Annotated in this window: 16 protein-coding genes and 1 pseudogene; 14 read left to right on the top strand and 3 right to left on the bottom strand. The window is 71.3% G+C overall.

Going from position 1 to position 20,538, the window contains the following annotated elements:
- Positions 1–81 precede the first annotated feature (81 nt).
- The 9 genes from LE181_RS10650 (at position 82) to LE181_RS10610 (ending at position 11,605) form a co-directional block, all read left to right on the top strand.
- Complete coding sequence (locus tag LE181_RS10650; RefSeq protein ID WP_225660977.1) at positions 82–870, top strand: glutamate racemase; 789 nt, start codon at positions 82–84, stop codon at positions 868–870.
- A 68-nt stretch (positions 871–938) separates the two neighbouring features.
- Positions 939–1,532, top strand: a complete 594-nt coding sequence (locus tag LE181_RS10645; RefSeq protein WP_225660976.1) for a hypothetical protein — start codon at positions 939–941, stop codon at positions 1,530–1,532.
- 47 nt (positions 1,533–1,579) lie between these two features.
- Positions 1,580–2,065 (top strand): NUDIX hydrolase, encoded by a 486-nt coding sequence (locus LE181_RS10640; protein WP_225660975.1) that lies wholly within the window; start codon positions 1,580–1,582, stop codon positions 2,063–2,065.
- A 729-nt stretch (positions 2,066–2,794) separates the two neighbouring features.
- Complete coding sequence (locus tag LE181_RS10635; protein WP_308103119.1) at positions 2,795–4,303, top strand: MFS transporter; 1,509 nt, start codon at positions 2,795–2,797, stop codon at positions 4,301–4,303.
- Between the two features lie 358 nt (positions 4,304–4,661).
- Complete coding sequence (locus LE181_RS10630) at positions 4,662–5,753, top strand: pyridoxal-phosphate dependent enzyme (protein WP_225660974.1); 1,092 nt, start codon at positions 4,662–4,664, stop codon at positions 5,751–5,753.
- Positions 5,750–6,676, top strand: a complete 927-nt coding sequence (locus LE181_RS10625) for a diiron oxygenase (protein ID WP_225660973.1) — start codon at positions 5,750–5,752, stop codon at positions 6,674–6,676. The genes LE181_RS10630 and LE181_RS10625 overlap by 4 nt, the downstream gene beginning before the upstream one ends.
- A gap of 111 nt (positions 6,677–6,787) precedes the next feature.
- Complete coding sequence (locus LE181_RS10620) at positions 6,788–7,741, top strand: ornithine carbamoyltransferase (RefSeq protein ID WP_225660972.1); 954 nt, start codon at positions 6,788–6,790, stop codon at positions 7,739–7,741.
- A gap of 561 nt (positions 7,742–8,302) precedes the next feature.
- The gene (locus tag LE181_RS10615) at positions 8,303–9,259 is read left to right on the top strand and encodes a methyltransferase domain-containing protein (RefSeq protein WP_225660971.1); all 957 of its coding nucleotides are present in this window, start codon (positions 8,303–8,305) and stop codon (positions 9,257–9,259) included.
- A gap of 936 nt (positions 9,260–10,195) precedes the next feature.
- Positions 10,196–11,605: an NADP-dependent succinic semialdehyde dehydrogenase gene (locus LE181_RS10610; protein ID WP_225660970.1), complete on the top strand. Its 1,410-nt coding sequence runs from the start codon at positions 10,196–10,198 to the stop codon at positions 11,603–11,605.
- Between the two features lie 24 nt (positions 11,606–11,629).
- Here the strand turns inward: LE181_RS10610 and dhaK are convergent, their stop codons facing one another.
- Positions 11,630–12,622 carry a dihydroxyacetone kinase subunit DhaK gene (dhaK, locus tag LE181_RS10605; RefSeq protein WP_225660969.1) on the bottom strand — a complete coding sequence of 331 codons (993 nt, stop codon included), beginning with the start codon at positions 12,620–12,622 and terminating at the stop codon, positions 11,630–11,632.
- 722 nt (positions 12,623–13,344) lie between these two features.
- On the opposite strand from dhaK, the gene LE181_RS10600 reads away from it, so the two are divergent.
- A complete protein-coding gene (locus tag LE181_RS10600; protein WP_225660968.1) occupies positions 13,345–14,832 on the top strand; it encodes an NF041680 family putative transposase in 1,488 nt (495 codons plus the stop codon).
- Positions 14,833–14,902: 70 nt separating this feature from the next.
- Positions 14,903–15,412, top strand: coding sequence for a hypothetical protein (locus LE181_RS10595; RefSeq protein ID WP_225660967.1), 510 nt, complete (start codon positions 14,903–14,905; stop codon positions 15,410–15,412).
- Positions 15,413–15,792: 380 nt separating this feature from the next.
- On the opposite strand, the gene LE181_RS10590 is transcribed toward LE181_RS10595, so the two are convergent.
- Positions 15,793–16,014, bottom strand: coding sequence for a hypothetical protein (locus tag LE181_RS10590; protein ID WP_225660991.1), 222 nt, complete (start codon positions 16,012–16,014; stop codon positions 15,793–15,795).
- Positions 16,005–16,409, bottom strand: a pseudogene (locus LE181_RS10585) (IS5 family transposase); the annotation flags it as partial. The pseudogene LE181_RS10585 and the gene LE181_RS10590, both read right to left, overlap by 10 nt.
- 785 nt (positions 16,410–17,194) lie before the next feature.
- On the opposite strand from LE181_RS10585, the gene LE181_RS10580 reads away from it, so the two are divergent.
- The 3 genes from LE181_RS10580 to LE181_RS10570 form a co-directional block, all read left to right on the top strand.
- Positions 17,195–17,683, top strand: coding sequence for a hypothetical protein (locus LE181_RS10580; RefSeq protein ID WP_225660966.1), 489 nt, complete (start codon positions 17,195–17,197; stop codon positions 17,681–17,683).
- Between the two features lie 46 nt (positions 17,684–17,729).
- A complete protein-coding gene (locus tag LE181_RS10575) occupies positions 17,730–19,334 on the top strand; it encodes a S1 family peptidase (RefSeq protein WP_308103117.1) in 1,605 nt (534 codons plus the stop codon).
- A gap of 222 nt (positions 19,335–19,556) precedes the next feature.
- Positions 19,557–20,538: ALF repeat-containing protein (locus tag LE181_RS10570; RefSeq protein WP_225660964.1), on the top strand; the 982-nt coding region annotated here is incomplete at its 3' end.

Genomic DNA, 20,538 nt, shown 5'->3' with positions numbered 1-20,538 from the left:
GCAGTCTGCCGCACGGGCGCCCGCCGGGGGCGGCCGCACGGCCGGATCGGTGGAATCGACTCAATCGACTAAAGTGGCCGGGTGAAGATCGCGCTCATGGACTCCGGAATCGGCCTCCTGGCGGCCGCCGCCGTCGTGCACCGGCTGCGGCCCGACGCCGACATCGTCCTCTCCTCCGCCCCCGACACCATGCCGTGGGGCCCCAGGACTCCGGAGGACCTCACCGAGCACGCTCTGGCCTGTGCCCGCGCCGCCGCGGCGCACCGCCCCGACGCACTGATCGTCGCCTGCAACACCGCCTCCGTGCACGCACTGGAGGCGATACGCGCCGAGCTGGAGCCGGCCGTGCCCGTCGTCGGCACCGTTCCGGCCATCAAGCCCGCCGCGGCGGACGGCGGCCCAGTCGCCATCTGGGCCACCCCGGCCACCACGGGCAGCCCCTACCAGCGCGGCCTCATCCACGACTTCGCCTCCGGCGTCGACGTGACCGAGGTGCCCTGCCCCGGCCTGGCCGACGCCGTGGAGCGGGCCGACACCGACGCCATCGAGACCGCGGTCAAGGCGGCGGCCGCCGCCACGCCCCGCACGGTGCGCCGCCTCGTCCTGGGCTGCACCCACTACGAGCTCGTCGCCGACCGCATCCGGGCCGCCGTCGAGGACCCCGCGGGCCCGCCCCTCGCGCTGTACGGCTCGGCCGAGGCCGTCGTCGCCCAGGCCCTGCGCCGCATCGGTGCCGCGCCCGCCCCCGACGCCGAGCCGTCGGGCCGCCTCACCGTCCTGCTCGGCGGCAAGGAAGCGGAGCCGGTGGCGGCCGCGCTGGCCTACCCCGAGGGCCGCTCGCTGCTCTCCGTCGGCGCCGCGCGCCCCTGACGCACCCCTGCCCGGTTCGTCCGCGCGCACCCCTGCCAGGGCGGCGGAAGGTGAGTAGGCTTCCCGGTATGAGGGACCACTCCCAGGGCCCGCAGGGTCACGAGGGCTCCCAGAGCCCCGAGAGCGACGATCAGCCGGGTGGGGCGACCCCCGCCGTGTGGACGGGCCGCGCGACCAACCGCGTGCAATGGGTGCTGGCGGCCGCCGGCGCCGCCTGTCTGGCCCTCGGCATCGAGCTGGCCGTCGACGGCTCCTGGACCTCCGGGCCGGCCCCCCTGGTGATGGCCGTCGTCGGCTGTGTGGCGGCCGGTCTCCTCATGCTCTACGGCACCCTCGCCTTCGTGCACGTCGCCGTCCGGGTCGACAAGGACACCCTGGAGGTCCGCTGCGGCCACATCGGCGTCCCGCGCACCCGCATTCCGCTGGCGCACGTGGTGGGCGCCGACTTCGATCCCCGGGTCACTCCCCGCCAGTGGGGCGGCTGGGGCTACCGCTGGCGCCCGGAGAAGGGCACGGCCGTCGTCGTACGGCGCGGCGAGGGCCTCGTGGTGCGGCTCGGCGACGGCCGTACGTTCACGGTCACCGTCGACGACGCCGAAGCGGCCGTCCGCGTCATCCGCGCCCGGCTCCGCCGGCTCGGCGGACGTACAGCGTCCGCCTGACCCCGGCCCGGGTCACGGTGCAGCCGCACCCCCGTTAGGCTCGGCGCATGCCCATCCCCGACTTCCTCCGCGACCTCCGCGCCACGGCCGGCAGCCGGCTGCTCTGGATGCCCGGCGTCAGCGCCGTCGTCCTCGACGACGCCGGCCGGATCCTGCTCGGCCGCCGCTCCGACACCGGCCAGTGGTCGATCATCGGGGGCATCCCCGAGCCGGGCGAACAGCCCGCCACGGCGATCGTGCGCGAGGTCTTCGAGGAGACGGCGGTCCACTGCGTGGCGGAGAAGGTCCTGCTGGTCGAGGCTCTGAAGCCGGTCACCTACCCCAACGGCGACGTCTGCCAGTTCATGGACATCTGCTTCGTCGCCCGCGCGGTGGGCGGCGAGGCGTGCGTGAACGACGACGAGTCGCTGGAAGTGGGCTGGTTCGAGCCGGACGCGCTGCCGGAGCTGGAGGACTTCGCGCTGACCCGCATCAAGCAGGCTGCGTCGGGGACGGCGGCCCCCACCTGGTTCGAGGGTCTCGGCCGGGACTGAGCCCACCGGGCCGGGTCGTCCCGCGGGCTGACGTTGCGTCAGTCGACGCCCAAGGGGCCCTTGAGCCGGTGTAGTTGACGACATGTCCGTAGCGGATGCGGTATCTGCGCCGTGACGGGCGGGTCGTCATGCCTTGTGGTCGCTCCACCGCCCGCGCTGCGGGGCGTGGTGCGGACCGCCTGGGGGCGTGCAAGGGGGCGCTCGGAGGTCAGTTCGGCACCGGCCAGTTCGTACTGGGTCAGTTCGTCAGTGGCCAGTTCGTACGGGGTCAGTTCGTAAGGGTTCAGTTCGTCACGGGCCAGTTCGTATGCACGATCGTTCCAGCGCTCGAAGAAATAACCGGAATTAATTCGGTGCCCATCCCGTGAGCCCTGCGGTGATACCGCACGGCTTCCTCTGCACTGTTGGGAAAGAGGTTGCTTTGCTAAAGTGTCCTCTGCTCATCTTCCGAGAGCAGTCGGGGGTCAGTGAGGATGCACCGCAAAAGCATATGATCGACCGCCCACTCAAACGTCAGCGTGTGCGGCCGTTCCTGCGAACGGAAAAGCGAGCCGACGAGCTGGATACCGGGGCGCTCTGACCCTTGATCAGGCTTCTGATCAGGAAGAAGCCTGAGGTCGCCCCAGTTGCCGTCCCTGCCGCTTGGCGCACCGTCAACCCCCCCGGTCGTATGGCGCGCCCTTGGTTCCAGGGTGTTCTCGCCTGCCCGGGCTGGATCCAGGAACGCGCATGAGAAACATTCGGGCGACCCGCGACTTCTCCCTCGCATTGCGATTGCTATTGTTCAACCAGTTTGGGATCGACATCGGGTTCTATCTCCTGATGCCGTTTCTTGCGGCATACCTGGAACAAGGTCTGGGAATGTCGGCCGCGCTTGTCGGCCTGGTGCTCGGAGCGCGGAATCTCAGTCAGCAGGGCCTGTTCATCCTCGGCGGCTCGGCAGCCGACCGGCTGGGCCCGCGCGTGGTCATCATCACCGGGTGCACGTTGCGCACCGTGGGCTTCGGCCTGTTCGCCTTCGGCAGTTCGTTGTGGCTGCTGCTGTGCGCCTCCGTGCTCACCGGGCTCGCTGCGGCACTGTTCTATCCGGCCGTACGCACCTACGTGGCGCTGGAGTCGGGTGACCGCAAGGCCGAGGCGTTCGCGCTCCTCAACGTCTACGCCACCACGGGTTCACTCCTCGGACTCCTGCTGGGCAGCGTGCTGTTCCTCGCCGACTTCCGGCTCTGCGCGGTGGTGGCCGCCGCCGTCTTCGGCGTGCTGACCATCGCCCAGGCGATGGTGCTGCCCACGCACGGGGCGCCGCCCCGCGGGCCCTCCGCCACCGTCTTCGCCGACTGGCGCGAGGCGTGCTGCAACCGCAGGTTCCTGCTGTTCTGCCTGGCCACCACGGGCATGTTCACCATGGAGAACCAGCTCTACCTGCTGCTGCCCGAAGGGGCGTTGGACGCCTCCGGCTGGAAGGGCGCGGCGGGGGTGCTGCTGGCCGCGGGCGCGATCGCCAACATGCTGTTCCAGCTGCGCATCACCAGAGCCCTGGCACGCAACGGCGGCGGCACCCGCTGGGTGAGCTCCGGGCTCGTCGTCATGGGGGTGAGCTTCCTGCTCCCGCTGCTCGTGTGCGGATCCGCACCACCGGGGAGCACGGCCGAGGCGCTGGCGCGCACGCTCGTCATGGTGACGGGGTCGGTGATGCTGTTCTTCGGCATCATGGTCGCCCACCCCACGGCGATGGAGCTGATCCCGCAGTTCGGTCGCGAGAGCCTGACCGGCACCTACTTCGGGCTCTTCTACGTCTTCTCCGGGATCGCGGCGACCGGCGGCAACGCCGTGGTCGGCCGCGCCATGGACATCGGCAAGCAGGCCGACCTGTACTGGCTGCCCTGGGTGTGCTGCCTGTGCTTCGGGCTGGCCTCCGCGGGCGGGGTGGCCCTGATGTACCGGGCCGGCATGCTGCCCGGTGTGCCGGTGCCGTCCGGTGCGCCGGTGGCCGAGGGGCCCGTGGTCGGCACGGGCGGCGGGCAGGGTGCGGCCGTCGTCAAGCGGGCGGCGGCTCCCGTCGTCCCGATGACCCCGGCCGCGCCGGCGACCCCCTCGCCGGGCACGACGCCCAAACGCCCCACGCCCGCGCTGGAGCCGACGGCCAACGCGAGCGACGGGATCCTGCAGCAGGACGCGGCCCGGCTGCCGGGCCCGGCCCGGGCCGGCGACGAGGCGTCCGACCAGCCCCCTCGCTGACGGCACCGGCGCGCCGGCCACAGGGCCGACCGCAAGGCCGACCGCCGCGTGGGCCGCCGGGTCGGCGCGGCGCAGCCGGGGAGCGTTCCCCGGGAGTCCGGACCACGGGACACTCGTCCGCGTGGTCCGGGACTCCCGGGGCTTTCTGCCGGAGAGCCCTGACGTCCCATCGGGGGCAGTGCGGGGAAGGTGGCGCGTTCACTACCTTGCAGTAGGGCGGAACGCGCTCATAGATTCGAAGGTCCGGGGGCGTGGTTTCCCGGTCGGCGAAAGGGGCGCCGGTGCCGGGCAGTCTCGGGGAGGCGTCTTGGTGGGCCTTGCGGACGGCCGCACGCATCGCCCGGGAGACGGATCTCCCGTGCCGCCCACCCCGGTGGTCGCCCTACAGCTGTCCGTCGACGGACGTCCCGTCACCCTGTGGCTGAAGCTGGAGTCACACAATCCGCACGGATCCGTGAAGGGCAGGACGGCCCTCGCCCTCTGGAAGGACGTCGCCGGCCGCGTGGACGCCCGGTTCGGCATCATCGAGTCCACGTCCGGCAACCTGGGCCTCGCCCTCGCCGCCCTGGCGGCGGCCCACCGCATACCGTTCACCGCCGTCGTGGACCCCCGCAGCAGCACCTCCCTCGTCGACGCCGTACGCGCGCTCGACGGACGGGTGGTCACCGTCGACGAACCGGACGGCGCGGGCGGCTACCTGCTCAGCAGGCTCGCCCACATCGAGCGGCGGCTGGCCGCCCAGCCCCGCCTGGTCTGGCCCGACCAGTACGCCAACCCGGCCAGCCCCGCCGTGCACACTCGCGAGACCGCCCCCGAGCTACGCGCGCAGATCCACGAGGGCCCGGTCAGCGTCCTGATCGCCGTCTCCACCGGAGGCACCCTGGCCGGCTTCCGCGACTACGTCCTGGCGGCCCGGCCGCACTGGGAGCTGGTCGCCGTGGACGTCGTCGGCTCGGCCGCCCTCGGGGGCGCCTCCGGCCGGCGCGTGCTGTCCGGCATCGGCGCAAGCCGCCCGTCGGCCTTCCTGCCCGGCGGCCACCGGCCCACCGTCCGCATCGCCCCCCAGGAGGCGGTCAGCGCCTGCCTGTGGCTCGCGGGCGCCACCGGCATCGGCGTCGGCGGCAGTTCCGGCGCGCTGATCGCCACCGCCCTGCGGCTCTTCCGCGGCACCCCCCGGCGCACCGCCGTGGCATGCCTGTGCCCGGACGGCGCCGACCGCTACCTCGACACCGTCTACTCGGCGCCGTGGCGGAACCGCCAGGGCCTGGTGCCCGTGGACGTCGGGCGGGGCGTCGAGATCCTCGCCGTGCACGACCCGCCGCACCACCCCGGAGCGCGCGGCACCGGCCCCTCCGCCGACCGCGGCACCCGTTCCGCCGACCGCGGCACCCGTTCCGCCGACCGCGGCGCCCCGGCCCCGTACGCCCATGGGAAGGAACCGTTTCGATGAGCGCGGCCGACCCCCGGCGCGAATGGGACGAACGCGCCGGCGTACGCACCTGCCCACGCCGCCGGCTCGGCGACGAGCTGGACGCCGGACAGCTGTTCTTCCCGCCCGCCCTCCTTCCCTACGGCGACCATCCGCTGGTCCGCGCACTGCCCGCCCACCACCGCAGAGCGCTGTGCGCACGGCACCTCTACCACTACCTCGACTTCACCACCCAGTTCGAGACGCGCGTGGTCAACCGGGTCACGGAACGCATCGCCGGTGGCCGCAGCGGCCTGGACGTCCGCACGGCGACCCGCCTCGACGCCTACCGCATCTACGTCGACGAGGGCTACCACTCCCTGTGCAGCCTCGACGTCATCGACCAGCTCTCCCGCGCCAGTGGCCTCGCCCCCGCGCCCTACGACTTCGCCCCCTTCCTCGCGCGGCTGGACGCGGTGGGGGAGGACGCGCTGCCCGACGCGGGCCGCCTCGCCCAGCTGCTGCAGGTCGTCGTCTTCGAAACGCTGATCACGGCGATCCTCAACGACGTGCCCAAGGACCCCCGCGTCCTCACCCTCGTACGGGACACCGTCCGCGACCACGCCCGCGACGAGGGCCGCCACCACGTCTTCTTCGCCGGGCTCTTCCGCGAACTGTGGTCCCAGCAGCCCGCCGCGCTGCGCGGCCGCATCGCCCGTTGCCTGCCGGGCCTCGTCCGCTCCAGCCTGCTGCCCGACCTGCGCCCGGTGCGGGCCTCACTGGCCGCCGCGGGGCTCGGCCCCGCCGACGTCGCCGCGGTCGTGGCCGACTCCTACCCGGCGGGCCGGGTCGACGAGGGCATCAGGACGGCCTCCCGGCACGCCGTCCGGCTGTTCGAGGAGACCGGAGTGCTGGACGTGCCCGGGGGCCGCGAAGCCTTTGCCGCCGCCGAGCTGTTGCGCTGAACCGTTGCGCCGGAGTGTTGTGCCCGAGTGTTGCGCCGGAGTGTTGTGCTGACCCGAACCGGCCGGGGCCGGCCGGGCGCCGGCCCGCCACGAACCGAGGAGTGAGGTTTCATGGGCGAGACCCCGCGGGACCGCGGCCGGGAACGCGGACTGTTCTCACTGGCCGAGCTGCCACCCCCGCTGATAACGAGCCTCACCGCCCGGTCCGTGGAGCTGTTCCACGACCCGGCGGCCCACGACCGCCCGCTGGCCGGACAGGTGGCGGGCGTGCTGTTCACCCGGACCTCGACCCGCACCCGTACCGCCTTCACCGTCGGCGCCGTCCGGCTGGGCGCCGCGCCGGTCACGTACGGCCCGGGCGACCTGCAGCTCAACACCGGCGAGTCCATACCCGACACCGGACGGGTCCTGGGCGCCATGCTCGACCTCCTCGTCGCCCGCACCGCCGGCCCCCTGGACGAGCTGCGCCGGCTCTCCCGCCACGGCCGGCTGCCGGTCGTCAACGCCATGGCCGCCGAGGAACACCCCAGCCAGGGCGTCTGCGACCTCGCCACCCTCGCGCTCACCTTCGGCGACCTCACCGGCATCCGCGTGCTCTACCTGGGCGAGGGCAACAACACCGCCGTCGCCCTCGCCCACGGCCTCGCCGCCGTCCCCGGCGCCCACCTCACCTTCGCCACCCCCGCCGGCTACGGCGTCCCCGAGGACGAACTGCGCACGGCGGAGCGGAGGGCGGGGACGGTGGGCGCGGTCGTCGAGCAGATCCACGGCCTCGCCGCCGCCCCGCGGAACGTGGACGTCGTCTACACCACGCGCTGGCAGACCACCGGCACCGTCAAACCCGACCCCGGCTGGCGGGAGGCGTTCCGTCCGTTCCACGTCGACGAGGCACTGCTCGACCGCTGGCCCCGGGCATCGTTCATGCACGACCTGCCGGCCCACCGCGGCGACGAGGTCGCGGGCCGCGTCCTGGACGGCCCCCGGTCGCTGGCCTGGACCCAGGCGGCCATGAAGCTGCCGAGCGCGATGGCGGTGCTGGAGTGGGTGGCGGGCCTCCACCGGTGACGGCCGCGGCCGTGGTGGGGCTGGGGCTGGGGCTTGGGCTGGGGCCTCGGCCTGTGGCTCGGCTTGGGGCTGTTTCCGGGCTTTGGCCTGGGGCTGGGTCCGGGCCTGGGGGTGCGGTTGGGCCCGAGCCCGCGGGCGGGTCTGCGGCTTGGTTTGGGCTCGCGGGCGGGTCGGCGGCTGGGGTTGGGCCTGTGTTCGGGTTTGGGCCTGCGGCTGGGCCTGGGCTCGCGGGCGGGCCTGTGCCCGGGGCTGGGCCCGCGGCCGTGCCTGAGTCGGGGCCAGGACCTGAGCCCCACACCGGACCGTGGCATGTGCCCGCGCCTGAGCTCGTGCGCCCCCCCGCGTGCGCCCTCGGCGCGCGGCCGGGCCGGTGCCTGAGCCCGCGGCCGTGCCCGTGTCGGAGCCCGGGCCTGGACCTGAGCCACGCACCAGCCCGCGGCCCTGCCCGTGCCTGAGCTCGTGCGCCCCCCCGCGTGCGCTCCCGGCCCGCGGCCGGTCCCGCGCTTGAGCCCGCGCCACGAGCAGAGCCCGTTCCGAATTCGACCGACGACAGGGGTCCTCATGCCGAACGTCTCCCGCGTCCTGTCCTACCAGCACCTCCTCGGGGACGACTTCGTGCCGCCCACCTCCCCGCAGGTCTTCTTCGAACCCGCCGACACCGAGACCGGGGTCTGGGTAGCGGGCGACCTGCTGACCCCCGGCGGTTCCGTACTCGACCTCGGATCGGGCAGCGGCGCGGCGGCGGCCGCCATGGCCCGGGCCGGGGCGGCCCGCGTTCACGGCATCGACTCCGGCGCACAGACGGTCGCCTGGGCGAGGAAGCACTACGCCTCCGCCTCCGCCTCCCGCAACGGCGGCGGCAACCGCCCGGGGGAGGGCCGGGTCACCGTGGCCCAGGGCGACTTCGCCCGCATGACGACCGAGGAGCTGCTGGCCACTGCCCCCGTCCCGCTGCCCCGGCCGCTGGTGGTCACCAGCAACCCGCCCTACGTGCCGCTCACCCTGCGGGCCGACGCCCAGCGCCGCTCCATCAGCGGGGGCGACGACGGGCTGAAGTGGGCTCCGGCCGTCATCGGCCACGGCCGCGCGCTCCGCAGCGACCTGGGGCTCACGATCGGCAGCTACTCCACGCCCCGCAAGGCTGTGCAACTGCTGGAGGCGGCCGGCTACCGCGTGCACGCCGTGACGCTGTGCCCGCTCCCGCTGGGCGAGTTCACCCTGGCCAACATGGAGCAGGTGCTGGCCCTGGAAGAGGCGGGCGAGGCGGTCGTGTGGCGGGCGGCCCGGGGAGCGCCCGCGTACTTCATCGTCGGCCTGGCCTGCCGCTGGACGGGGCCCGGCAGGACGGCCACGGGGCACGAGCGCCTCTCCGGCGACGGGCTGCTGGGACTGCTGCACCTCGCGGCCCGCTCCCGCACGTCCCGGCTTGAGGCGCTGGACGGCCCGCGACCGGACGGCTGGAACGGCCCCCTGCGGGTCCTGGACCTGCCGGAGACCACGGTCCGCCACCACTGGTGAGCCGGACAGGTGACCGCGCAGGACGGCTCGTGGCGTACGGAGCGTGAGGGAAGGGGCTGACGGTACGTGCCCGGCCGCGGCAGCCGGTGGCCCGGCGAACGGCCCCCGGCCCGCGGCGGTGAGCGGTGCGGACGGCCCGTCGTGCCCCGCGGGCCACGCTGCGCGGACGGTCCGCGGACGTCGGGCAGCGCCCGGCCCGCTCGTCCACCGGCCCAGGGCCGTGAGCGGTGCGGGCGGCCTGTCGTGTCCCGCGGGCCGACGCTGCGCGGACGGTCCCGTGGCCCCGGCCAGGAGCCAGGGTCGCGCGGACGACTCCCCGTCCGCGCCTGTCGGTAGCGCCCGGCCCGCTCGTCCACCGGCCCACGGCCGTGAGCGGTGCAGGCGGTCCGTCGTGGCCACTGCGTGGACGACTCCCCGGCCTGCCGCCGAGGGCAGCGCCGGACCCGGTCGTCCACCGGCCCGCTGGCCTGTCGTGCCCGCAGGGCTCGCTGCGCGGACGTATCCCGGCCCCAGCCAGGAGCCAGGGCGCGCGGCTCCCCGTCCGCGGCCGTGGGTAGCGCCGGGCCCGGTCCGTCCACCGGCCCGATGGCCGCGAGTGTGCAGGCGGCCCGTCGTGCCCGTCGGCGACGCTGCTCGGACGGCCCTCGGCCCTCGGCCCTCGGCCCCCGGTCAGGGGCCAGGGCGCACGGACTTCCCGTTGCGCGGCCCGGCGGTGGCCCCGGGCGTGGGCGGCCTCCCGGCCCGTGGCCGGTGAGTGGCCTCCCGGCCCGCCGCCCGTGGGTGGTGCGAGCGGCCCCTCCCGGCCCGCGGCCCGCCGCCCCGGTGAGCGGTGCGGGCCCGGCCCCTCCCGCTCCGTGAGACGCCCCGCCCGCCGCCCGGGTCACCGCCCCGCGCGCACGTCTTGCGCCACCGGGCGCCGCACCGCAGAGTCGAGGCATGGGCATCGCAACGGTGAACCCCGCGAACGGCGAGACGCTCAAGACCTTCGACGCGCTCGGGCCCGAGGAGACCGAGCGCCGCGTGGCCGCGGCCGCGGCGGCCTTCCGGCGTCATCGCACCACGGGCTTCGCCGAACGCTCGCAGCTGCTCCTGCGCGCCGCCGAGCTCCTGGACGACGACCGCGACGACATCGCCCGCACCATGACGACCGAGATGGGGAAGCCGCTGGCCGCGGCCCGCGCGGAGGCCGCCAAGTGTGCGAAGGCCATGCGCTGGTACGCCCGCAACGCCGAGCGGCTGCTGGCCGACGAGCACCCCCCGGAGGCGGAGGTCAAGGACGCCGGGGCGTCGTACGCCCGCGTCCACTACCGCCCGCTGGGCGTGATCCTCGCCGTCATGCCGTGGAACTTCCCCCTCTGGCAGGTCGTCCGCTTCGCGGCGCCCGCCCTCATGGCGGGGAACGTCGGCCTGCTCAAGCACGCCTCGAACGTGCCGCAGACGGCGCTCTACCTGGAGGACCTCTTCCGCAGGGCGGGCTTCCCCGAGGGCTGCTTCCAGACGCTGCTGGTGGGCTCCGACGCCGTGGAGTCGCTGCTGCGCGACCCGAGGATCGCCGCGGCGACCCTCACCGGCAGCGAACCGGCGGGCCGTTCGGTCGCGGCGATCGCCGGCGACGAGGTGAAGAAGACCGTTCTGGAGCTGGGCGGCAGCGACCCCTACGTGGTGATGCCCTCGGCCGACGTGGCGCGCGCGATCCGGACCGCCGTGACCGCCCGCGTCCAGAACAACGGGCAGTCCTGCATCGCGGCGAAGCGCTTCATCGTGCACGCCGACGTGTACGACGCCTTCGCCGAGCGCTTCACCGCCCTGATGACGGGGCTGACCGTGGGCGACCCGATGGAGGAGTCCACGGACGTCGGCCCGCTCGCCACCGAGCGCGGCCGCGCGGACCTGGAGGAACTGGTCGACGACGCCGTGCGCCGCGGCGCGACCGCCCTGTGCGGCGCCCGCCGTCCCCCGCACCCCGCGGAGCTGTCCCGGGGCTGGTACTACGAGCCCACCGTCCTCGCCGACGTGACCCCGTCCATGCGCATCCACCACGAGGAGGCGTTCGGCCCCGTGGCCGTGCTCTACCGCGTGCGCGACCTGGACGAGGCCATCGAGGTGGCCAACGACTCGCCGTTCGGCCTCAGTTCCAACGTGTGGACCCGCGACGAGGACGAACAGCGCCGTTTCGTCCGGGACATGGAGGCCGGCGGCGTCTTCTTCAACGGCATGACCGCCTCCCACCCGGCGCTGCCCTTCGGCGGGGTGAAGCGGTCGGGCTACGGCAGGGAACTCTCCGGTCACGGCATCAGGGAGTTCTGCAACGCCACGACGGTGTGGCACGCCGCCGAGCCGGGCTAGGGGCCCGGGGCCCCACGACCGTCGTCACCGCCCCCAGCGGAGTCCGGGGGTCTGCACGGGCGCGTCGTACAGCCGCAGCAGCTCGTCGTCGACGCGGCACAGCGTGACCGAGGCGCCCGCCATGTCGAGGGAGGTCACGTAGTTGCCGACGAGCGAACGCGCGACCGGCACGCCGCGCTCGCGCAGCACGCGGTGCACCTCGGCGGTGAAGCCGTAGAGCTCCAGCAACGGCGTCCCGCCGGCCCCGTTGACGAGGACCAGCACCGGCCCGTTCGGCTGCAGGTCCTCCAGTACGGCGTTGACGGCGAAGTCCGCGATCTCGCCGGAGGTCATCATGGCGCGCCGCTCCCGTCCGGGCTCCCCGTGGATGCCCACGCCCAGCTCCAGCTCCCCGGCGGGCAGGTCGAACGTGGGGCTTCCCTTGGCCGGCGTCGTACAGGCGGCCAGGGCGACGCCGAAGCTGCGCGAGGAGTCGTTCACCCGACGGGCGATGGCCTCGACCCGCTCCAGCGGCGCCCCCGCCTCGGCCGCCGCGCCCGCGATCTTCTCCACGAAGAGCGTGGCCCCGGTGCCGCGCCGGCCGGCGGTGTAGAGGCTGTCGGTCACGGCAACGTCGTCGTTGACGAGAACGCTGGCGACCTGGATGCCCTCGTCCTCGGCGAGCTCGGCGGCCATCGAGAAGTTGAGTACGTCGCCCGTGTAGTTCTTGACGATGAACAGCACGCCCCGGCCACTGTCCACGGCCGCGGCGGCCCGCACCATCTGATCGGGCACGGGTGAGGTGAACACCTCGCCGGGACACGCGGCATCCAGCATCCCCGCCCCCACGAACCCCCCGTGCAACGGCTCGTGCCCCGACCCCCCGCCGGACACCAGCCCCACCTTCCCGGCCACCGGCGCGTCCCGCCGCACGACGACCCGCCGCTCGACGTCAACGGCCAGCTCAGGATGCGCGGCGGCCATGCCCCGCAGGGCGTCGGCGACGACGGTCTCGGGGACGTTGATGAGCATTTTCACAGCAGGCTCCTTCGGTGACGGACGGTTAGGTACCTGACCCGCATTTCTGCAGGTCAGCTGCAGTGGAGCGATCAGTTGATCTTGGCGGGCTCTGGCGGTTGGTGGCGGTCCGTGGCGGTACTGATGCTGACCTAATGCTGACTTTGCTGACGATCCATCAGCTAGGCAGTGGACTACTCAGCGTGACGGACCTAGGGTACTGAGGCTGGTGCGCCGAGAAACTCCGGCGCCGCAGGAATGCAGCCCTATCAAGTGGAGACCTCCCTGACTGCTGTCGTGAGTGCGGCAGCCAGGGTGAGAGTCCATGCGGAGGCGATGGCTGGGCGAGTCAGGGTTTGTGGGATATGTGGCCTGTTCGCGGCGGGCCAGGTAGTCGGCCGTGCCGGCGGACAGCGTCCGGCGATAAGGCTGATCAGGACGCAACCGACCAGGAGCAAGCCTCTCCGAACGGATGCGGTGGTTCGTCGGGGTGCTCGTCCCAGCGCGTGACATACGTCATGAAGTTGCCCTGCTGGCACGCTGGGTGGCTGCTGGGGCTGGCCGCTTCATCGGCCAGCCGAGGCTGGCTCTCATGTGCACTTCACCATTAGCTTGTCATTTAACGACCGGCGTCGAACGCGGCTCGAACTTGATCAGCGTTTTCACAGTTCAGCGGACGTGTAGGCGGCCTTCGTCTGATCCTGTGCTCCGTCACAGAGTGGATCAGCGCGAAGGCCGTGGTCGTGAGTTTGGTGCATCAGGGTGTCCTGCGGGATGCGTTCGCGGAAGTGTCACACTTCCGGTCGGAGCTGTACGCGTGTCTGACCGCACGGGGCGACGCGTTGTTCGAGTTGTGCGACGCGCTGCTGTGCACGGACGGGCCGGTGCGGACGCTGGTCGATCTGGCGCTCGCGCCCGAACACCGCCGTGGTCACGGGGCTCTGTACGGCGGACTCAACCACGGAAGGATCGACGTCGCCCGGCTACGTCGGGCCCTGGCCGGGGTGCCGTTGCCGAGGGCGGCGAACGGCCGGCTCGTGCTGGCAGTGGATGTCTCGCCGTGGCTGCGACCGGACGCCAACACATGTGCTGACCGGGCCTTTTGCCACACGTTCGGCAGGGGCGAGGGCAAGCACCAGATGGTGCCCGGCTGGCCGTATTCGGTAGTGGCCGCGCTGGAGACCGGCCGCACGTCCTGGACGGCGGTGCTGGACGCGGTCCGCCTGGAGCCCGGCGCCGACGTCGCCGCGGTGACCGCGGTGCAGATCCGCGAGGTCGTCGAGCGGCTGGTCGCCGCCGGCCAGTGGAAGCCGGGTGACCCGGAGGTCCTGGTCGTGCTGGACGCGGGATACGACGCCCCGCGCATTGCCCACCTGCTGGGTGACCTGCCCGTCGAGATCCTCGGCCGGCTCCGGTCCGATCGCGTGATGCGGCGTCCGACACCCTCCCGGGAAGAGTTCCACCTGGCCAACCCCAAGGGCGGCCGGCCGCCCAAGCACGGCGGCGAGTTCGTCTTCGGCGACTTGACGACCTGGGGCACCGAGCAAGCCGTCACGGCCACGGACACCCGGCTCTACGGGCAGGCGACCGCGCAGGCGTGGGGCCGGCTGCACCCGCGGCTGACCCGCCGGGCAGGATGGCTCGACCACGACGGGCCGCTGCCCATCATCGAGGGCACCGTCATCCGCCTGGTCGTGGAGAAGCTGCCCAGCGGCGGGGTCAACAAACCGGTCTGGCTGTGGTGGTCGCGCACCGGTGCCACCGGAGCGGACGTCGACCGCTGCTGGCAGTCCTTCCTCCGCCGCTTCGACATCGAGCACACATTTCGCCTGTTCAAGCAGACCCTCGGCTGGACCAAGCCCCGGCTCCGCAGCTCGGAAGCGGCCGACCGGTGGACCTGGCTGGTGATCGCCGCCTATGCCCAGCTCCGGCTCGCCCGGCCCCTGGCCACCGACCTCCGCCGACCCTGGGAGAAGCCGACGGAGCCGAACAGGCTGACACCCGCCCGCGTCCGCAGAGGGTTCAGGAACCTGCACGCGCAGACCGGCTCTCCGGCCGGTGCACCGAAACCGTCACGTCCCGGGCCAGGCAGGCCGCCGGGCTCGAAGAACCGCCGCCCGGCCACCCGTCATGACGTGGGCAGAATCCTCGCCACCGGCGAGGCGTTCAGCCGCCCCACCCACCACAAGAAGGGCACCAAACCCCGACGCACCGAGGAGCGGCAAACTTGACGGCCTGGGCCATGTGCAGTGGGCACGAGGCCGAAGAAGTTCACGGGGTACGTCGGTGGATCTCAGCTCAGTGATCATCGCTGTGGCAGGCGTCGCAGGAACCCTGGGAGGGGCGCTACTCACCCAGCGCGGCTCCGAACGAGCAAAGCGCCTGGAGATAGAGCTCGTTCGAGACCACGAGGAGGTCCGCGAGAACCGTTCGCTGCGACGCACCTGCTATGTGGAACTCAACCGGGATGCTCGGCAGTTCACCACCGCACTCAACCGCCACCTGCACGTCATGAGAGAGCGCGGCGTGGAGGAGGCCGACAGCGACGGACTCGAGGAGGCGAAGAACGCGCACCGCGATCGATACTCCGAAGCACAGATGATCGCCCCCGAAGAAGTACTCAGGCGAGCGAGTGTCGTCAACCAAGCCCTGAACAAGGTCTACGGCCAGGTCAAGCGCCTCGAACGCGGTGCCCCCGAACCAGGCGAAACGATGGAGACCGCGGCCCAGGCCCAGTACGAGGTCTGGGAGATGCTCCGAACTATGAGAACCGCTATGCGCCACGACCTCGGCGTGTCGCATGAAGATTGAGAGCTGGCGCTCAGCTCTGTGCGAGCTCTCTTGTCTGCCTCGACCAGCCAAAAACTGATCGAGGCAGAGGTTAAAACGCAAGCTTAGGCGTGCGTCTTGGTCCCAAGGCGAGCCCTGTCGGGCGTTCGCGGAGCGCCCACGGAACCTCACCTTGGAAGGCATGGAAGAGCCGGGCATGGTGGCGAACACGCCCCAGCCGCCGGACCCGGTTCCTGGAGGACGCATTCACCTGCCTGCCGCAGTGGCGCGGCAGATCCGAACTCGGACGCAACCTCGGTGGCGCGGAGGAAGACCCCCTCCTCAAAGAGGCAGTACGCCGTAGGGACGCGGATTCGCGCCAGTTCAAGGACCGAGCCTTGCCGCCTGACGGGTGACCACCGTCAAGGCCAGGTGGCGCCGCTCGATCCAGTCGAGGGCCTTGCTGCCCCAGGACACAGCTCCTCGGGCACCACGTACAGCCACGCGAAGATGTACAAGGTGCACAGGTACCCGAAGAGGCCCCGCTGGGCGCGCCAGGTGTCCTCGTCGAGGGTGAGCAGCAAGAACAGCCGCTGCTGTGCGTCGATCAGGACCTCATCGCGTGACCACCGTGAGGGCGGCACCCGCCCCAACTGGCCAGATCCGGGAAGTGCCGTCCCGGCATCCGCGTCGACCGGTGTCGAACTCCGGCGGCGTGCTGGTGGACACAGCACACGGTGGAGGCCACGCTCACCACACTCCAGTCGATCCGGCCCTCCACGTCGGCGTCGGCCTGGACCGCTCACAGAAGCCTGTCCCAGATGCCGTCCGCTGACCACCGGCGATGACGGTCGTGCACCGTTTTCCATTTCCCGAACCGTGACGGAAGATCCAGCCACGGGATACCGGTCCACTGGCGGAAGAGAATGCCGTTGATCATCCTGCGGTGACTCTTCCACCTACCACCAGCCCTAAAGTTCTGCGGCAGGTGCGGCTTCAACCGAGCCCACTCTGTGCCAGGTGAATCACCCCGCCCCATGAGTGGCGGAACGATACGAATACCTACCGGTCACACGACCCATCGGACACGACCATGTAGGCATTCGGCGTGGCAAGGTGAGCATTTGCCGTCCACTGGCACCACCAGCGGCGCCAAATCGCTTCAGGTGGGCTGTCGCGCTACATCAGGTAGTCATTTTCTGCGACGAAAAACAGGGCCCGGACACGACGCTGTCGCCGGCGCGTTAGGCGCCGGGACAGCGCTGGAAAAGCGTCGCGTGAGCTTCCAACTCCTGCGCGAGCTGCGACGGACACGGCCGACGAGCCGGATTTTCCTTGCAAGGGATCGCTCTGGGAGGGCTGTATCGGTCGGACTCGACGGTGTAATCCTGCGCGGCCGGAGCCGTGATGACTCGCCCTGTATGTCCATGAGCAGCAGCCACATACCCATAACCATCCCGCACCGATCGCTCACCCTGCTCAGGAACCCACGTCGCAGTGACACGCGGGCCGCGCATGTCCGGCCGCGCGCCACCTCAAACACTCCCCGAAGCAGGGGCCTGAGTGAACCGCCTCGTCTGGCGCAGTTGCCGAACTGCACCGCACTGCGCGTCATCTGCACAGGTCAGGAGCGGTTTACCGGCTGTCTGACCGTTTGGGAAACCAGGCAACCACTTGTCCGGGAAACAATCCGCCGATTTACTGACGAACGATCAGGATGGATACGTCATTGAATTCACCCCAGCCATAGGAGTCCAGGCAATTGCCCCATCCCTCATTGAAGAGGCAGCACTCATATGTTGACGAGGATCAAGGAAACCACTGATGAAATTCTTCTCCCGGCTGCTTACCGTCGGAGTCACTGTCGCCGTGACCGGGCTGACGGGTGTCGCAGCCGCGACGGCCGCTGATACCGCGCCGACCGGTGTCGAAGATTTCGAGTACCCGCAGGCCGACAAGATCTTCAAGGATCGGGGCATCAAGTTGAAGCGGGGCGACGGCCACATCGTGCTCGCGGCATGCGATAGCCAGCCCGGCCTCATCGAGGTCTACGCACGCGGTATGCAGAAGACAGACACGGCCGGACAGGGCAAGTTCTGCTTTCGCGTCAACGGCAAGGCCGGCTATCTGAGCCTGGAGCTGCCTGCCGTCTACGGCGCAAAGGGGAATGACTACGCTGTCACAGTCAACATGTTGACGGCCAGCCAGGAGAAGTCCTTTGAGCTGGAAAAGAACAAGTGGACTGGCGTAGGCGAGACCACCGACCCGCAGGGTCGAGAGTTCACCCTGCTGGAGATCGTCGCCAAGAAGTAGTTACGACGACCGATATTTGCTCTCCTCAAATGGGTTAAGGAAAAGTATGTCCAGAAATGGCCGCCGTGCCGTTTGGATCGCAAGTTTTGTCGCTGCCTCCTTCGCCATGGGCATCCCGTCGGGTGCCCAGGCGTACGCTGTCGTCGGCGACGAGGCCAAGGATGGGCAGCATCAGTTCACAGCCAAACTCGACATTGGTGGCAAGCGTGCGTGCACAGGGGCCCTGGTGGAGAGCCAGTGGGTACTCACGGCCGCGAGTTGTTTCGCCGACGACCCGTCCCAGGGCTTTCGCATCACCGGGGGCGCGCCCAAGCTGAAGACCGTTGTCACAGTGGGTCGGACGGACCTGTCGGGGACGGCCGGCACAACCGTCGGGGCTGTGGAGCTCGTTCCGCGCGGTGACCGCGACCTGGTCATGGTCAAGCTCGCCAAGCCGGTCACCGGCGTCACACCCGTAACGGTGGCGGCCGATGAGCCCAGACGGGGCGAGGACGTCCGCGCGGCCGGTTACGGTCGCACCAAGGAGGAATGGGCGCCGGACCGCTTGCACTCCGCCGCCTTCGGTGTCACCGGCGTGTCCGGCGTGTCCGTCGACCTCGCGGGCAAGAATGCCGACGCCGCCCTGTGCAAGGGCGACACCGGTTCCCCGGCGTTCCGCGAAAAGGGCGGCGGCAAGGCCGAGCTCGTCGCGATCAACTCTGCCTTCTGGCAGGGGGGCTGCTGGGGCACGGAGGAGACCGAGGTCCGGAAGAACGCCACGAGCACCCGTGTCGATGACGCCGCCGAGTGGGTGCAGGCCACCGCCGCCCGCGACCTCCTCGCCCGGGCCGACTGGAAGAACGCCGCCTACACGGCGTCCGGCTACTTCACCGGCCCGGCCGGAGGCAAGCGGTACATGGACCTGTTCGTCGTCTGGAAGGACGGCTCGGCCAGCCTCTACCAGGGCTCCAGCAGCAGCGATCCCAAGACTCCCTTCTCGGCCGAGCACAAGATCGCCAAGGCCGGCAGCGTGTGGCAGTACGCCCGTGCCGTCGCCGGCGGTGACTTCGCGGGCGACGGCCGCGACGGTCTCTTCGTCCGCTGGAAGGACGGCGAGGTGACGGAGTACGCCCACCTCGACGAGAAGGGCGTCCACGGCGAGAAGAAGTTGCAGAAGGGCGAGAACGACGGCAACTCCAACCCCTTCTGGAAGAACGCCCGGCTGATCACGGCCGGCCGGTTCTCCGGGAACGACCAGCGCGACGACGTGCTGGTGCTGTGGGAGAACGGCTCCACGTCGATGTACACCGATGTCGACAGCAAGGGCCTGAGCGGGCACGTCCAGCTCTCCGAAGCGACCAAGTCCTGGGAGAACGCTACGCAGATCAGCGCGGGCGACTTCACGGGCAAGAAGACCTCCGACCTGCTCATCCAGTGGCAGGACGGCGAAACGAGCATCTTCCCCGGCGTCGACACCAAGGGCTACCACGGCCGTACCAAGATCCGTGACGTCGGCTCTGCGTGGAAGAACATGCAGACGGTGACCACCGGCTCGTTCGCCAACAGCAGCAAGGTAAATGACGTCCTGATCACCTGGAACAACGGCAACGTCGGCATCTACCCCGCCGTCGACGCGGACGGCACCCACGGCGGCATCGAGCTCGTCAGCTGACATCGTCCTGACACCGCAGCACGGGGAGCCCGGTCGACACACGTCTTCGGTCGGGCTCCCCTGTCATGCCGCCGCGTCCTGGAGACGCAGCAGGACAATCCTTGACGCATTTTGCTTTGTCGATTTTTTCACAGGGTCGCCGGAAATCGAGGGGATATGACCAACAAAAGACTGATAGCCCATCAGCCGCGTGCGCGGCAGGTGGGCAGGAGACTCGCGGCCTTGACGTCCTTGACGCTGGCCGTGACGGTGTTCGGCACCACCGCGGCCCAGGCCGCTCCGGCCGAGCCCGCTGGTCCGGGGCTACCGGCGGACGCGCGTGCGCAGGTGGTCGAGGCCTACCGGGCCGGCGGGTCGGCGACCAAGGACGCCGCGACGAAGGCGCTCCTCGGTTCCGACGCGGACATCAGCGCGTTCCTGCAGAAGGGGCTCGACCGGGCGACAGCCGAGGACGAGCGGTTCGCCGTCCTGCAGATGCTCGGCTACTCCGGCCAGGGTGTACGGGACGCCGCGTCGAAGGCGTTGAGCGGCTCGGACGCGGACATCCACGAGTTCGTCAAGAACGGATATAAGAGCCCGCTGGACGAGGACCGCCGCGTCGCGGTCCTGGCGGCCATGAACAACGGTGCGAAGGCGGTCCGCGACGCCGGCCAGAAGGCCCTCGACGACGGTTCTGCCAAGGCCCTCGACGGCTTCCTCACCGAGGGCCGGTTCACTGCCCAGGAGGAGGACGACCGCATCCAGGTCCTGAAGGTCCTTCAGGCCGGCGGTCCCGAGGTGAAGAAGCTTGCCGACCGCGCGATGGGCGGCACGGCCGACGACCGCCGGGAGTTCCTGGAGCGCGGGCAGTACCTGGCCCGCAGCCGGGACCAGGAGAGCGCGACCGTCGCCCAGCTGGCCCAGGTGGCCGAGCAGGCGGGCAAGCGTGCCAAGATCGAGACCGACGCGGCCAAGGAAGCCGGCAAGCGGGCCGACGCGGCCGCGGCGGCGGCCAAGGTAGCCGCGCTGAGCGCCGCCAAGGAAGCGGCCGCGGCCAAGGACAGCCTTGAGGACACCGGACGGGCCGCCAACCGCGCGGCGGAGGCCGCCAAGGGCGCGGCCGCCGCCGCGCGGACCGCCATTCAGGCGTCCAACACCGCGCTCGCCGCCGCCCGTACGGCCGCCGACGCCGCGCAGGCTGCCGCCGCGGCCGCGGCGGCAGCGG

It is taken from the genome of Streptomyces sichuanensis (assembly GCF_020328095.1).
Classification (GTDB): domain Bacteria; phylum Actinomycetota; class Actinomycetes; order Streptomycetales; family Streptomycetaceae; genus Streptomyces; species Streptomyces cinnamoneus.
Note: the sequence above shows the minus strand (reverse complement) of the source record. Positions and strands in the feature narration are given on the sequence as shown.